The sequence below is a fragment of the Flavobacterium sp. PLA-DH12 genome, from assembly GCF_059511845.1.
The window spans coordinates 162,988-177,165 of the sequence record NZ_JCAMPD010000008.1; the positions used below are offsets into that span (position 1 = coordinate 162,988).

The following is a 14,178-nucleotide window of genomic DNA, read 5'->3' on the forward strand; positions in this document are numbered from 1 at the left end:
AACACGAAAATTTATTTCAACAAAAATGTAACTTTTTGATAATCAATTCTTAACAAATACATAATTCTTAAAATTGCATTAGTTTATCTGAATAATTAGCAGTAATTTTGCACCCTATTTTAAAACACATATGAATAAATTTGAACAATTAGGATTGAATGAATCGTTACTGAAGGCGATTTTAGATCTAGGATTTGAAAATCCGTCAGAGGTACAGGAAAAGGCGATTCCCCTATTATTGGAAAAAGACACGGATATGGTTGCGTTGGCTCAAACAGGGACAGGGAAAACGGCAGCTTTCGGTTTTCCGCTAATTCAAAAAATTGATGCCGACAACAGAAATACACAAGCATTAGTTTTATCGCCAACACGCGAGTTATGTTTACAGATTACTAACGAACTTAAAAACTACTCAAAATACGAAAAAGGTATTAATGTGGTAGCAGTTTACGGAGGAGCTAGTATAACAGAGCAAGCAAGAGAAATAAAGAGAGGTGCACAAATTATTGTGGCAACTCCAGGAAGAATGCAAGACATGATTAACAGAGGTCTAGTAAACATTAAAAATATAGATTACTGTATTTTGGATGAGGCTGACGAAATGTTAAACATGGGATTCTATGATGACATTGTATCTATTTTATCAGATACTCCAGATGAAAAAAGCACATGGTTGTTCTCTGCAACTATGCCACAAGAGGTTGCTAGAATTGCAAAACAATTCATGAGCGATCCTCTAGAAATTACTGTAGGAACTAAAAATTCAGGTTCATCTACAGTTTCTCACGAATTTTATTTAGTTAATGCTCGTGATCGTTACGAAGCTTTGAAACGTTTAGCCGATGCTAATCCTGATATTTTTTCTGTAGTTTTCTGTCGTACAAAAAGAGACACGCAAGCTATTGCAGAGAAATTAATTGAAGATGGATATAGCGCCGCTGCGTTACACGGAGATTTATCTCAAGCACAACGTGATGGTGTAATGAAATCGTTCCGTGGAAGACAAATTCAGATGCTTGTTGCTACTGACGTTGCTGCACGTGGTATTGACGTTGACAACGTAACTCACGTTGTGAACTACCAATTACCTGACGAAATCGAAACTTACAACCACCGTTCTGGTCGTACTGGTAGAGCTGGAAAATTAGGTACTTCTATTGTAATTGTTACAAAAAGTGAGTTACGTAAGATTTCTTCTATCGAGAGAATCATCAAACAAAAATTCGAAGAAAAAACTATTCCATCTGGAATCGAAATCTGCGAAATTCAGTTATTACACTTAGCAAACAAAATTAAAGATACTGAGGTTGATCACGAAATTGACAACTATTTACCAGCAATCAACAATGTTCTTGAAGATTTATCTAAAGAAGAATTGATTAAGAAAATGGTTTCAGTAGAATTTAACCGTTTCATCACTTATTACAAGAAAAATAGAGATATTTCTGTAGGTGGAGAAAGACGCGAAAGAGGTGATTCTGAACCAAGAGAATTCAGCAATAACGGAGCAGTTCGTTATTTTGTAAACATCGGTTCTAGAGACAACTTCGACTGGATGTCATTAAAAGATTACTTGAAAGAAACATTAGATTTAGGTCGTGATGATATCTTTAAAGTAGATGTTAAAGAAGGATTCTCTTTCTTCAATACAGATCCACAGCATACAGACAAAGTAATGGACGTTTTAAACAACGTACAATTAGAAGGTCGTCGTATCAATGTTGAGATTTCTAAAAATGATGGTGGCGGAAGACGTGACCACAACAACCGTGGCGGAAGACGTGATTCTGGCAGAAGAGAAGGAAACTTCGCTCCAAGACGTGAAGGCGGATTCAGAAGCGATAGAAATTCTTCAAGAGACGGCGGATCACGCGAAGGCGGATCTCGTGACGGAGGTTTTAGAGGTGATAGAAACTCAGCTCCTAGAAGAGAAGGTGGTTTCAGAAGCTCTGCTCCAAGAAGTGAGGGTGGTTCAGATAGAGCTCCAAGACGTTCAGAAAACTTCGGCGATAGCTCAAGACCAAGAAGATCTAGAAGAGATTAATCATTCAATTTCTTAAAATACAAAATCCCAAATTCCAATTTTATACGGAATTTGGGATTTTTTCTTATATCTAATAATCTTATCAATGCCTTTGTTAATTTTCTTATAATTAAATTCCAAGACTATGAGATATTTAATCCCGATTTACTACTTTTAGTGCTTTAAATCAGGATATGAAATATTTCGCAGTTTTCTTTTTTACACTTCTCGCTCACATTGGTTTTGCACAAGATGCGCAAGATACACAACCAACAGTTCCACAAAGAGTTTCAGGTTACGTTATTAATGACGACAGCAAACAGCCACTTGCTGGAGTAAATATCATTAACACCAATAAAGTACGTGGTGCAAAATCTGACGAAAAAGGGTATTTTGAAATTGATGTGCAAGTCAATGATACGCTTCATTTTTCTATTCTAGGATTTCAATCGCTAAGAATCAGGGTCACAAATGACTGGATAAAAAATAAAGTAACTAGAATTCAACTTACTGAAAAAGCAATTGCTTTGGAAGAAGTTGTTATTGCTCCTTTTTCTCTAACAGGATATCTTGAAATTGACTCTAAATTGATTCCAACTAAAGAAAACTATCGCTACAGTATTTCTGGTCTTACGCAAGGTTATGAAGCGGGAGAATATGCGCCAAATGCTTTTGGAAAGGTTCTCGGTTCGATTTTTAACCCCGCCGATATGCTTTATAATTTCTTTGGAAAGAATGGTAAGGAACTCAAGAAGCTAAAGGAAATGAAAAAAGACGATACTGTACGAACGCTTTTAGAGTCCAAATACGATCGCGAAACGGTTGCAGTGTTACTAGGTATCAGCAAAGATGAAATTCCTGAAATTATGCACCGTTGCAACTATTCTGATTCTTTCATTCAATCTGCAAACGATCTTCAGATTATGGATGCAATCAGTGCTTGTTACGAACAGTATAAAGTTTTGAAACGAAATTAAACTCACAACATAAAAAATCAATCCTCATTTTTAAAATTGAGGATTTTTTTTGTTTTAAATATAACTACTAACCAACAAAACCACAAAAAAAATGTCTACAATACCTTTTCAGACGATTGATTGGAGTGAAATCGAAAAAATAGAACACACAGGAGAAACTGGAACTGCTTATTGGCAGACCATACAATTAGGAGGTTTACGTGTTCGAAAAGTCGTTTACAGTAAAAATTATCTTGCCGATCACTGGTGCCAAAAAGGACACATAGTGCATTGCTTGAAAGGAGATTTCATCAGCGAATTAGATAACGGTGAAAAAATGACATTAACAAAAGGAATGACTTATATTGTTTCTGACGATATGAGTTCTCATCGCTCTGTTACAACTAAAGGTGTCGAATTGCTAATAATAGACGGGGACTTTTTAGTTTAGTCTCAGTTTACAGTCCCAGTATACAGTTTTACAAAACCGAGTACTGAGACTGTGACTGAAAACTAATATTATTTAACTGGTATATTTGAAAGGATTTCCAATACGAATTTCCAGTATTTTTGAGCAGAAGAAACACTTGCTCTTTCGTCTGGAGAATGCGCTCCGTGAATTGTTGGACCAAAAGAAATCATATCCATATCAGGATAATTTGTTCCTAAAATTCCGCACTCTAAACCAGCGTGACAAGCCACAACTTTTGGCTGTTCTCCGTTTTGTTTTTCGTAGATTTCTTTTAGAACTTCTAAAATTTCAGAGTTTACGTTTGGTGTCCAACCTGGATAAGAACCTGAAAGCTCAACTTCGCATCCAACTAACTCAAAAGCAGAACGTAACGAATTAGCCAAATCAAATTTTGAAGATTCAACAGAAGAACGTGTTAAACATCCAACTAAAATTTCACCATCTTTAATAACAACACGAGCAATATTATTTGAAGTTTCAACCAAATCGGCCATATCTGCGCTCATTCTATAAACTCCATTCTGCGCTGCGTAAATCGCTCTGATGATTCCTTCTTGAACACCAAGTTCCATTACTTTTTCCGGTAAATCACCTTTTACGATTTCAATTGATAAGTTTGGTTCAGTTGTTTTATATTCAGCTTTGATATCAGAAATAATCTCCTGCATATCATAAACATAAGCCTCATCAAACATTTGAGAAATAATTACCTTAGCAACACTTTCTCTTGGAATAGCATTTCTAAGACTTCCACCGTTGATTTCTACAATCTGTAAACCAAAGTTTTCAAATGCATCAAACAATAAACGATTCATGATTTTATTGGCATTTCCTAAACCTTTATGAATATCCATTCCTGAATGCCCCCCGTTTAAGCCTTTTACTGTAATAGTATAACCAACAGAACCTTCTGGAACTTCTTCTTCATGATATGTTCTTGTAGCCGTTACATCAATTCCACCAGCACATCCAATATCAATTTCATCATCTTCTTCTGTATCCAAATTCAATAAAATCTGACCTTGCAGAATTCCGCCTTTTAGATTTAAAGCTCCAGTCATTCCTGTTTCTTCATCAATTGTAAATAAAGCTTCAATTGCAGGATGCGGAATATCTTTGCTTTCTAGAATTGCCATAATAGTCGCTACTCCTAACCCATTATCAGCTCCAAGTGTTGTGCCGCGCGCGCGAACCCAGTCACCATCCACATACATGTCGATTCCTTGAGTATCAAAATCAAAAACAGTATCTGCATTTTTTTGATGCACCATATCTAAATGTCCTTGCATTACAATTGGCTTACGGTTTTCCATTCCTGGAGTTGCCGGTTTTCTAATGATTACGTTTCTGATTTCATCTTCGAAAGTTTCTAAACCTAAGCTGTTTCCAAAGTTTTTCATAAACTCAATTACACGCTCTTCTTTCTTCGATGGACGAGGAACAGCATTTAAATCTGCAAATTTGTTCCAAAGTGCTTTTGGTTCCAGATTTCTAATTTCTTGACTCATTATATTATGTTTGATGTTTAACAATTAAGAGCTTCAAAGTTACAAAGTTTATATTTTTTTTCGCCACAAATTTCACGAATTAGCACTAATTATCCACTTTAAAATCAAAATTCACAAATACTATTCTTTTTTAGTTATAAATAATTGTGTTTATATTTACGTATCTAAAATTTACCTTGTGAAATCAAAATACGTTTTACCTTTATTTCTAATTATTCAAATCATTTTTTATAAAATCCTTCCATACTTTCCAGATTTTGTTGAAGGTTTTTACAGTAAAAATTTATTCGTCAGGATTTCACATTTTTCTAGAACAGTTTTAGGTAATATTCCGTTTTCTGTCGGCGACATAATTTATGCTATTTTGATGATTTCTATAATTAGCTGGTTTTGGAAAATAAAGGGAACATGGAAGACTAATTGGAAAGATCATCTTTTAAAAATAATAGGCAAAATTTCTATTTTTTACTTTTTCTTCCATCTGCTTTGGGCTTTCAATTATTATCGCAAACCTCTTTTTGAAAAAATGGAAATCAAAAGAGAATATACCGATGCCGATCTTTTGGCTTTCACTAAAAGATTAATTGCAAAGACGAATGAAGTTCAGTTTCAAATCACAAAAAATAAAAGCTCTAAAATTGTCTTTCCATATTCACAAAAAGAGTCATTTAACATGATTATAAACGGTTATGATAATTTAGCAAAAGAACATCCCTATTTTAAATACAAAACATTAAGCGTAAAAAAATCACTATTTAGCCTTCCTTTAACTTATATGGGATTTGGCGGTTATTTAAATCCATTTACAAACGAAGCGCAAATTAACGACTTATTGCCAATGTACACTTTTCCGCTAACTACATCTCATGAAATGGCACATCAGATTGGTTTTGCAAGTGAAAGTGAATGCAATTTTATTGGTCTTTTGGCTTCTGTCAAAAATGACAATTTATATTATCAATATGCAGGATATAGTTTTGCATTACGCTATTGTCTCGGAATCTGGCAGTTTAAAAACGAGAAAATTTTTGAAATACTAAAAAAACAAGTAAATACTGGAATTTTAAAAAACTACCAAGAAGACCAAGATTTCTGGAAAAAATACGACACATTTATAGACGAAGGTTTTCATTTTCTATGGGATAGTTTTTTAAAAACAAATAACCAAAAAGACGGAATGAAAAGCTATAGTAAGTTCATCGATTTGACGATTAACTATTATAAAACAAGGCAACTATAATTTCTTTTGCCATAGTTTAAATGATTGAAGATGATTTCTAATCTCTTTTAATCATTTAGTCTAAAAATAGAAATCATTAAAATCTGTTCAATCTATGGCAAAAAAAATAAACTCAACTGTAACAAAAATGATTTCATAACTACTAATACATTATGAGCGAAAATCTAGAACAGTCATTTGTTGCGCAGCTGCAGGCAAATCAGAATATAATCCACAAGATTTGTAGATTATATACTGCTGGCGAAGATGCTCATAAAGATCTCTTTCAAGAGATTACCATTCAGCTTTGGAAAGCTTATCCAAAATTTAGAGGCGACAGTAAATTTTCGACTTGGACATATCGTGTTGCCTTGAACACAGCGATTACCTTATACCGCAAAACCAAAAGAACTATATCGACCGTAGATTATGAAAATCATCAGCATTTTGTAAAAGATGTTGACTACAATTATGAAGAAGAGGAACAGATAAAACTGATGTACAAGGCAGTTTATCAATTAAATGACATCGAAAAAGCATTAGTTTTTATGTATTTAGAAGACAAAGATTATCAAGAAATAGCTGAAACCTTAGGAATCAGCGAAGTGAATGCGCGTGTGAAAATGAACAGAATTAAAGGGAAACTTAAAAAAATACTAAATCCTTAAAAATTATTATGAAAGAACTGGATTTACTAAAAAAAGACTGGCAAAAGAACTCAGGTTCTTTTCAACAAATTTCTGAAAACGAAATCTACAAGATGATTCACAGAAAGTCATCTTCCATTGTAAAATGGATTTTGATTATCAGTATTTTGGAGATTTCATTTTGGACATTTTCAAACATTTTTATCAATACAGATGATGTACTGCACAAAATGAACCATCCTGAAATTGTAACAGCTTTAGAGTTTTTAACGTATTTCAATTATGTTGTCGTTTTAATTTTTGTTTACATTTTCTATAAAAATTATAAAACCATTTCGACCACAATAGCCACAAAATCTCTAATGAGCGCTATTTTAAGAACTCGTAAAACAGTACAATATTATGTTTGGTACAATTTAGGAATGATTGTAATTACAGCCATTTTGAGCTTCTTTATTGCTTTTGTCTACAATCCAGACATGGAGTTTTTAAGAAACAAACTTGCCATGAACGGAAAAGCAATGTTTGTAACAATCGGGATTCTATTCTTAGTAATCTTAGGTTTCTTCGGATTGTTCTGGTGTTTCTATAGAATTATCTACGGAACTCTTCTAAGAAGATTGTACGCAAATTACAAAGAGTTGAAAAAGATAGATTTCTGAAAAAGTTTCTAAGACGCTGAGATACTAAGATTCTAAGTTTTTTCAACTTGAAACCTTAAACTTGAAACAAAACATAATCAACTTTTAATAATCCCATTGCCTCATTTTATTCAATTCTTCTTGTGCTTTGATTTCTTCGGCAGGAATAACTTTTAAAAATGATGGGTGCTGTTCTATTGCGTATTCTACTTTTTCTACGATTTGTTCGATAGTGTCATTTTCATAATCAATATCAAGAGGTTCTTTGATAATGAACGACTGTAAAATTCCTTTTTTCTTCATTCGAAGCCCTTTTTTATCGAATGATCTGCGGAAACCGTCAATTACAATCGGAATAACAAGCGGTTTGTGCTGTTTAATAATATGTGCAGTTCCTTTACGAACAGGCTTAAATGATTTTGTAGTTCCTTGAGGAAAAGTAATCACCCAACCGTCTTCAAGCGCAATTCTAATATTTTCAGTATCGTTTGGATTTACTTCTCTTTTTTCGGTAACATCAACACCTTTTGCGCGCCATGTTCGTTCAACGGTAATTGCACCGACATAAGCCAAAATTCTCGGCAGCAATCCAGCTTGCATAGTCTCTTTTGCCGCAACATAATAAATATTCATTTTAGGCTGCCACAGATAACCAATATTTTTAATTGTATCCTGACGCCCAGATAAACTGGCGTTAAAAACATGAAACATCGCGACAACGTCTGCAAAATAAGTCTGGTGATTGGATATAAATAAAACATTAGTGTCTGGAAGTGTTTTAATAATTTCAGATCCTTCAATCTGCAATTCGTTAAAACCTCTATATCTCTTATGAGTCATCGCACCTAGAACTCGGATTAACCATTTCTTGATGAATAATATATGCCCAAAAGGATTTCGCTTAAACAATCCCATAACTAATTTATCTTATTTTTTTGTTAGGTCGCAAACATACAAAAATTATTCTTTTAGCAACAGTATAAAACAATTTCTCCAATTAAGAGTTATCCAAATGAATATCAAATCATTAAATAAACTTTATCAAATTTATTTTGCAATAACTGCTTGCAAAACATCTCTCAATTCACTCAAAATCATCGCTGTGGCTCCCCAAACAATATGGTTCTGAATATTAAAGGCTGGAACTAAAATATTTGCCCCATAAGAAGTTGATAATCTGGCTTCGATAATAATATCATCATTTAAAAAAACAGACAAAGGCAGTTCTATAATTCCAGCTACCTCTCTTATATCGGGGTAAAAAGAAAGCTCTTCTGTTGCAATACCCAAAAAAGGATGCACTAAAAAGTTACTTGGAGGAATATACATTGGGGAGAAAGGTTTAATGATATCAATTTTTTCCCTTGCAACTCCAACCTCTTCATGTGTTTCTCTAAGTGCAGTCGTTTCAAAATTCAGATCTTCTTTCTCGTACTTTCCACCTGGAAAGGCAATTTGAGCTGAATGAACTCCATCATAAGCATTTCTAACAATCAACACCAAATGTGTTTTTTCCTGTTTTGGATAAAACAGCATCATTACTCCAGCCATTCTGGCGTTCAACGCTTCGATATCAAGATTTTTTAATCCTTCTATACGTTCTTTGGGAGCCATTTTTAAATGTGAGGTTACTGCTGGCAGCTCTACAGGAATTATATTGGGAACATATTTCAAAAAGTCTTGAAAATTCATAATCAAAGCTTATTTTTGTACTTTCAAATAAAACATAAATATACTCCAGAAAACGCAGTACCACAAGTTTTCTATTATTAAAGCCTAAAAAAATGTACAGCAAAGAAGAATCGCAAAGAATAAAAAGAGAATTTTGGGTAGCTTTTGCCGAAAAATATCCTCGTAAATGGGTACTTTATGATACAAAGATCAAAGACTTTTCTTTTAAGTTTTATGTTGACAACAAAAAGGCTCAAGTTTTAATTGACATTGAACAGCGAAGTGATGAAAAACGCATTGCGTATTTCGAAAAACTAGAAGCTTTAAAAAACATTTTAGAGGAAGAATTTATTAAAGATTTAGTCTTTGAGAAAAATCACACTTTAGAAAGCGGTAAAACCATCAGCAGAATTTGGGTTGAAAAACTTGGCGTTGGTTTCAGCAATAAAAACACTTGGGATACTATTTTTGATTTTTTCAACGAAAATATGCACGCTCTCGAAATGTTCTATTTAGAATATGATGAGTTTATTAAGGATGTTGAATCTTTGTAGCTTCTGAGGTTCTGAGATACTAAGGTTCTAAGTTACTAAATCTTATAGTATCAAATAAAATAATAAACCCGACAAGTTTTAAAAAAACTGTCGGGTTTGCTATATAAAAACTTAGCACCTCAGAACCTCAGAACCTCAGAACCTTAGTATCTTAGAACCTTATTATACTGTAATAATATTATAAACTATAATATGATCATCATAGTTAATATATAACTGTTTCCTGAAGTCTTGCTTTTTTCGAGTTATAATTGACAGTTTGCATTCTCTTCCATCATTATCTTTACACATAAAGGAGTATACAATGTCAGTATCGTTTTCTTCTCTTTCTATATAATCTAAAATACTGTAAAGCTGGATTTCTTGAGAATACACAACAATCCTGTGTTTATTGGTGTCTAAAACCACCGAAAGATTTACCAGATCCAGATTGGACCATTCTCCCCACTTACCTCTTTCATTTTTTTCTAGAACACTAAATCCTGAGGTTTTAAAATGATAAGACTGACTCTGAACCTGTTGCAATCCAAAAGCTAAAAACAGTAACAATATGTAGGGGCGTAGGGAATTCATAAAATATTTCTTGCAGGTAATTAAAACTCAAAAGTACTCTTTTCTTTGGATGCGACTTCAAATTCGGCTACCATTTGTTGAACAATTTGCTCAACTGGTAAGATTTCATGAATTAGACCAGCAACTTGTCCAATTTCCAATTCTCCATCGTCCAAATCTCCTTCAAACATTCCTTTTTTGGCTCTAGCTCTTCCTAAAAGCTGAACCAATTCTTCTTTGGATGGACATTTTTGATACAAATCCTGAACATCCTGATAGAATTTATTTTTTATTAATCGAACAGGCGCCAATTCTTTCAAAGTCAATTGTGTACCTCCTTCTATAGTACTAACTATAGTTTCTTTAAAATTATTGTGCGAAGAAGATTCTATAGATGCTGCAAAACGGCTTCCAACCTGAACACCATCTGCTCCAAGAACCATTGCCGCAAGCATTCCTCTTCCTGTTGCAATTCCTCCCGCTGCAATTAAAGGAATTTTTATTTTTTCTTTCACCATTGGAATCAAAGTCAAAGTAGTGGTTTCTTCACGTCCGTTATGTCCGCCTGCTTCAAAACCTTCTGCCACGACGGCATCAACACCAGCATCTTGCGCTTTTAAAGCAAAAACACTGCTGCTTACTACATGTACAACTGTAATACCTTTTTCTTTCAAAAAAGAAGTCCAAGTTTTAGGATTTCCAGCGGAAGTAAAAACGATTTTAACACCTTCTTCAACCACAATATTCATGATTTCTTCGATATTAGGATATAACATCGGAATATTGACTCCAAAAGGTTTGTCAGTCGCTTTTTTACATTTTTGGATGTGTTCTCTTAAAACTTCTGGATACATCGAACCTGCACCGATAAGCCCTAAGCCTCCGGCATTACTTACTGCTGAAGCCAATTTGTATCCACTGTTCCAGATCATTCCGCCTTGAATGATTGGATATTTTATATTGAAAAGTTGGGTGATTTTATTCATTAAAATTATTGCTTGATTATCTTTCCTGTTTTATGCAGATTATCAGCATCAAAACTATAGATATACAATCCGCTTTGAAGCGATTGCAGAGAAAGAATTGGATTTGAATTACTGATTTTTTCTTCTATTAATTTTTGTCCTAAGATAGAATAAATGGTTATCGATCCAGTGTTGTTTTCGTTTAAAAAAGAAAACGAAACTTCATTTTTTGCTGGATTCGGATAAACTGCAAACGAAGCCTCCGCAATGAAACTGTCAACACTTAATGCTGCCCCAAAATTTGGAATTCCGTATCCATAATTATTATCCGGATTCGTATATCGATCAGCAGAACTCAAAATCATCTGTCTGATTTCTTTATTGGTTTTAGTTGGAAACGCCTGCCATAAAGAAGCTGCCATTCCCGCCATTATCGGACAAGAAAATGACGTTCCGTTTGCTGTGCCAATATTTCCATTTGCATCAGAAACTACCGCCAATGCTCCTTGTGCCATAACATCGGGTTTTATTCTTCCATCGTAACTTGGTCCGATTGAACTAGAACTAGCTCTTACTTTAGAAGCATTAACAGAACCGATTGCCAAAACTGAAAGAGCATCTGCAGGTGAACCAATATGCTTTTCTACTTGAGTTCCTTCATTTCCAGCAGATGCCAAAACCAAAATTCCTTTGCTAAAAGCAATTTCAGCACCGCGAGAAATAAAGGTTGTAGTTCCATTCATCTCGCTGTAGGTGTGATTGTATCTAATTTCGTCTCTATCCAAAAAATATCCCAATGAAGTAGTAATTATATCAACACCTAGAGCATCAGCCTTTTCCGCAGCTTCTACCCACAGCGACTCTTCCAACGGAATCTCTTGAGCTTGAATTTCTGTAATAAAAAGATAATAGGATGCATTTGGAGCAGTTCCTACTAAAGAATTTGTTTTAAAGCCTCCCATTGTTGAAAGCACCGAAGTTCCATGAGAATCGCCCGTATAGAAATTGCTATTTCTGGTCGTATAATCATAACCCCCTAGAATCTTATTATTATTTCTAAGATTTTCAAATGGCTGTGCAGTGTTTACTCCGGGGAAACCACCATCCATAACTGCAATAATTTTCCCTTCTCCTGTAAAATTCTGCTGATGCAAAACTTGTCCGTTTAACATCTGAATTTGATTCGCAGAATTTCCGTAAGAATAGTCAATTGTAGTTTTTAACTGTTCGTGAACTTGGTTTACCGAAGCTTCAGAAACTCTTTTCCCTGTAGTATTTAAAGTTCTATCTGCAAACTCTACTCTAGAAACAAAAGACAGTAATTTTAAAGCATTAATGTTCGATTGAGTTCCTTGAATATGAAGTGCATTCAGCCATTTTGATTGCGCTTTCACAGTAATTCCTGTGCTTGAAGCAATTTGATTTACATAAGAGATTTCTAGAGGAGCATCTGTAATAGCTAAAGCAATATTCTGGCTCGTTCTTCGATCCAAGGATCTTTGTGAAAGCTCGCTTAACGGATTGTCATAAAAAGCTTGTACGTTAGGTTTACCATTAAAATAAACCCACGCATCTTCTTGTGAAAATACTGTAAACGAAAGAAGTAATAAAAGAAAAGTAAAGCTACATCTCATCAATTTATACCTTAAAGGGATTTACTCCCAAATAAAGTATAAAGCTAAGAAATTACTCCCGAACCAACTAATTCATTTTCCAAATACCAAGCAACAAATTGTCCTTCTGTAATAGCAGACTGTGGCTCTTCAAACTCCACATACATTCCGTTTTCAAACTGATATAAAACAGCTTTTTGCAAAGGCTGACGGTAACGAATTCTAGCCATCACTTCCATTTTCTCACCAGGTTTAAGAGTCATGTCTTCTCTAATCCAGTGTACTTCAGATTCTCCAACAAAAAGTGCTTTTTTAAACAAACCTGGATGCTGGCTTGACATACCTGTATAAATGGTATTGGTTTCAACATCTGTAGCAATTACAAACAAAGGATCTGTTGTACCTCCAACATTTAGACCTTTTCTTTGTCCAACTGTAAAATAATGCGCGCCTTGGTGTTTTCCAACTACTTTCCCCATTGTTGGAAGATATTCTAATTTTTGAGATTCTAATTTTAGTCTTTCTTCCAAAGAAAGTTCAGCCGATTTCTCAACAGCATAAATAGGATCATTTTTATCAATCTGAACAATTTTGCCATCTTTTGGCTGTAGTTTTTGCTGTAAAAATTCTGGAAGACGAACTTTCCCAATAAAACATAAACCTTGCGAATCTTTCTTTTCAGCTGTAACCAATTCCATTTCGGCAGCAATTTCGCGTACTTCTGGTTTTGTTAAAGCTCCGATAGGAAACAAAGCTTTTGACAATTGCTCTTGAGACAACTGGCATAAAAAGTATGACTGATCTTTGTTCACATCATTTCCAGCAATTAATTGATAAACTGTTTTTCCGTCTACTTCAATTTCGCTTTTTTGGCAATAATGTCCTGTTGCTACATAATCTGCGCCAAGACTTAAAGCGATTTTCATAAACACATCAAATTTGATTTCGCGGTTACAAAGCACATCAGGATTTGGAGTTCTCCCTTTTTCATATTCGTTAAACATGTAGTCAACGATTTTTTCTTTGTACTCTTCGCTTAAATCAACAGTTTGAAACGGTATGCCCAGTTTTTCAGCAACAAGCAAAGCATCGTTACTGTCTTCCAGCCAAGGACATTCGTTCGAAATAGTAACCGAATCATCGTGCCAGTTCTTCATGAAAAGACCAATAACTTCGTATCCTTGCTGCTGCAATAAATATGCTGCAACACTAGAATCTACTCCACCTGAAAGTCCAACAACTACTCGTTTCATTTTGAAATGTTTAATTTTTTAAGGTTGCAAAGGTACACCAAATAATAGAAAATTTCACCATGGTTTTCATTAGTTTAAGCAATCTCGCAGTAGATAAAACTTAT

The 14,178-nt window shown here is 34.3% G+C and carries 14 protein-coding genes; 7 read left to right on the plus strand and 7 right to left on the minus strand.

The genetic code is table 11. The features are described 5' to 3' along the window. Positions 1 to 130 precede the first annotated feature (130 nt). From AC5ZCW_RS16605 to AC5ZCW_RS16615, 3 genes are all read left to right on the plus strand, one after another. Complete coding sequence (locus AC5ZCW_RS16605) at positions 131 to 2,044, plus strand: DEAD/DEAH box helicase (RefSeq protein WP_343542128.1); 1,914 nt, start codon at positions 131 to 133, stop codon at positions 2,042 to 2,044. A gap of 173 nt (positions 2,045 to 2,217) precedes the next feature. After that, complete coding sequence (locus AC5ZCW_RS16610; protein ID WP_496120883.1) at positions 2,218 to 3,000, plus strand: carboxypeptidase-like regulatory domain-containing protein; 783 nt, start codon at positions 2,218 to 2,220, stop codon at positions 2,998 to 3,000. A 91-nt stretch (positions 3,001 to 3,091) separates the two neighbouring features. Beyond that, complete coding sequence (locus tag AC5ZCW_RS16615; RefSeq protein ID WP_496120884.1) at positions 3,092 to 3,430, plus strand: DHCW motif cupin fold protein; 339 nt, start codon at positions 3,092 to 3,094, stop codon at positions 3,428 to 3,430. A gap of 68 nt (positions 3,431 to 3,498) precedes the next feature. Here AC5ZCW_RS16615 and AC5ZCW_RS16620 read toward each other — a convergent pair whose 3' ends face one another. Continuing rightward, positions 3,499 to 4,959 (minus strand): aminoacyl-histidine dipeptidase, encoded by a 1,461-nt coding sequence (locus tag AC5ZCW_RS16620; RefSeq protein WP_496120885.1) that lies wholly within the window; start codon positions 4,957 to 4,959, stop codon positions 3,499 to 3,501. Between the two features lie 178 nt (positions 4,960 to 5,137). On the opposite strand from AC5ZCW_RS16620, the gene AC5ZCW_RS16625 reads away from it, so the two are divergent. The 3 genes from AC5ZCW_RS16625 to AC5ZCW_RS16635 all read left to right on the plus strand — a co-directional run bounded on the left by AC5ZCW_RS16625 (position 5,138) and on the right by AC5ZCW_RS16635 (position 7,487). Next, positions 5,138 to 6,199, plus strand: a complete 1,062-nt coding sequence (locus AC5ZCW_RS16625) for a DUF3810 domain-containing protein (RefSeq protein ID WP_496120886.1) — start codon at positions 5,138 to 5,140, stop codon at positions 6,197 to 6,199. Between the two features lie 152 nt (positions 6,200 to 6,351). Continuing rightward, positions 6,352 to 6,846 carry an RNA polymerase sigma factor gene (locus tag AC5ZCW_RS16630; RefSeq protein WP_008462500.1) on the plus strand — a complete coding sequence of 165 codons (495 nt, stop codon included), beginning with the start codon at positions 6,352 to 6,354 and terminating at the stop codon, positions 6,844 to 6,846. Positions 6,847 to 6,854: 8 nt separating this feature from the next. Beyond that, positions 6,855 to 7,487, plus strand: coding sequence for a DUF8845 family protein (locus AC5ZCW_RS16635; protein ID WP_177210258.1), 633 nt, complete (start codon positions 6,855 to 6,857; stop codon positions 7,485 to 7,487). 84 nt (positions 7,488 to 7,571) lie between these two features. Here the strand turns inward: AC5ZCW_RS16635 and AC5ZCW_RS16640 are convergent, their stop codons facing one another. Both AC5ZCW_RS16640 and AC5ZCW_RS16645 read right to left on the minus strand, forming a co-directional pair. After that, positions 7,572 to 8,381, minus strand: coding sequence for a lysophospholipid acyltransferase family protein (locus AC5ZCW_RS16640; protein ID WP_274255990.1), 810 nt, complete (start codon positions 8,379 to 8,381; stop codon positions 7,572 to 7,574). A 132-nt stretch (positions 8,382 to 8,513) separates the two neighbouring features. Then, complete coding sequence (locus tag AC5ZCW_RS16645; protein WP_496120887.1) at positions 8,514 to 9,158, minus strand: NUDIX hydrolase; 645 nt, start codon at positions 9,156 to 9,158, stop codon at positions 8,514 to 8,516. Between the two features lie 92 nt (positions 9,159 to 9,250). Between AC5ZCW_RS16645 and AC5ZCW_RS16650 the strand changes: the two genes are divergently transcribed. Continuing rightward, complete coding sequence (locus tag AC5ZCW_RS16650; protein ID WP_343542141.1) at positions 9,251 to 9,691, plus strand: DUF4268 domain-containing protein; 441 nt, start codon at positions 9,251 to 9,253, stop codon at positions 9,689 to 9,691. Between the two features lie 162 nt (positions 9,692 to 9,853). On the opposite strand, the gene AC5ZCW_RS16655 is transcribed toward AC5ZCW_RS16650, so the two are convergent. The 4 genes from AC5ZCW_RS16655 to mnmA are packed head-to-tail and all read right to left on the minus strand — an operon-like array spanning position 9,854 to position 14,074. After that, on the minus strand, positions 9,854 to 10,264 hold the full coding sequence (locus AC5ZCW_RS16655) for a hypothetical protein (protein ID WP_343542143.1): 411 nt from the start codon (positions 10,262 to 10,264) through the stop codon (positions 9,854 to 9,856). 20 nt (positions 10,265 to 10,284) lie between these two features. Then, the gene (locus AC5ZCW_RS16660; protein WP_343542144.1) at positions 10,285 to 11,229 is read right to left on the minus strand and encodes an NAD(P)H-dependent flavin oxidoreductase; all 945 of its coding nucleotides are present in this window, start codon (positions 11,227 to 11,229) and stop codon (positions 10,285 to 10,287) included. A gap of 5 nt (positions 11,230 to 11,234) precedes the next feature. Continuing rightward, positions 11,235 to 12,842: a S8 family serine peptidase gene (locus tag AC5ZCW_RS16665; RefSeq protein ID WP_496120888.1), complete on the minus strand. Its 1,608-nt coding sequence runs from the start codon at positions 12,840 to 12,842 to the stop codon at positions 11,235 to 11,237. 44 nt (positions 12,843 to 12,886) lie between these two features. Then, complete coding sequence (mnmA, locus tag AC5ZCW_RS16670; RefSeq protein ID WP_496120889.1) at positions 12,887 to 14,074, minus strand: tRNA 2-thiouridine(34) synthase MnmA; 1,188 nt, start codon at positions 14,072 to 14,074, stop codon at positions 12,887 to 12,889. Positions 14,075 to 14,178 lie beyond the last annotated feature (104 nt).

Excerpts from the sequence above, each read along its gene's own strand:
- AC5ZCW_RS16605 (WP_343542128.1), top strand. The coding sequence starts at position 131 with ATGAATAAATTTGAACAATTAGGATTGAATGAATCGTTACTGAAGGCG.
- AC5ZCW_RS16610 (WP_496120883.1), top strand. The coding sequence starts at position 2,218 with ATGAAATATTTCGCAGTTTTCTTTTTTACACTTCTCGCTCACATTGGT.
- AC5ZCW_RS16615 (WP_496120884.1), top strand. The coding sequence starts at position 3,092 with ATGTCTACAATACCTTTTCAGACGATTGATTGGAGTGAAATCGAAAAA.
- AC5ZCW_RS16620 (WP_496120885.1), bottom strand. The coding sequence starts at position 4,959 with ATGAGTCAAGAAATTAGAAATCTGGAACCAAAAGCACTTTGGAACAAA.
- AC5ZCW_RS16630 (WP_008462500.1), top strand. The coding sequence starts at position 6,352 with ATGAGCGAAAATCTAGAACAGTCATTTGTTGCGCAGCTGCAGGCAAAT.
- AC5ZCW_RS16635 (WP_177210258.1), top strand. The coding sequence starts at position 6,855 with ATGAAAGAACTGGATTTACTAAAAAAAGACTGGCAAAAGAACTCAGGT.
- AC5ZCW_RS16640 (WP_274255990.1), bottom strand. The coding sequence starts at position 8,381 with ATGGGATTGTTTAAGCGAAATCCTTTTGGGCATATATTATTCATCAAG.
- AC5ZCW_RS16645 (WP_496120887.1), bottom strand. The coding sequence starts at position 9,158 with ATGAATTTTCAAGACTTTTTGAAATATGTTCCCAATATAATTCCTGTA.
- AC5ZCW_RS16650 (WP_343542141.1), top strand. The coding sequence starts at position 9,251 with ATGTACAGCAAAGAAGAATCGCAAAGAATAAAAAGAGAATTTTGGGTA.
- AC5ZCW_RS16655 (WP_343542143.1), bottom strand. The coding sequence starts at position 10,264 with ATGAATTCCCTACGCCCCTACATATTGTTACTGTTTTTAGCTTTTGGA.
- AC5ZCW_RS16660 (WP_343542144.1), bottom strand. The coding sequence starts at position 11,229 with ATGAATAAAATCACCCAACTTTTCAATATAAAATATCCAATCATTCAA.
- AC5ZCW_RS16665 (WP_496120888.1), bottom strand. The coding sequence starts at position 12,842 with ATGAGATGTAGCTTTACTTTTCTTTTATTACTTCTTTCGTTTACAGTA.
- mnmA (WP_496120889.1), bottom strand. The coding sequence starts at position 14,074 with ATGAAACGAGTAGTTGTTGGACTTTCAGGTGGAGTAGATTCTAGTGTT.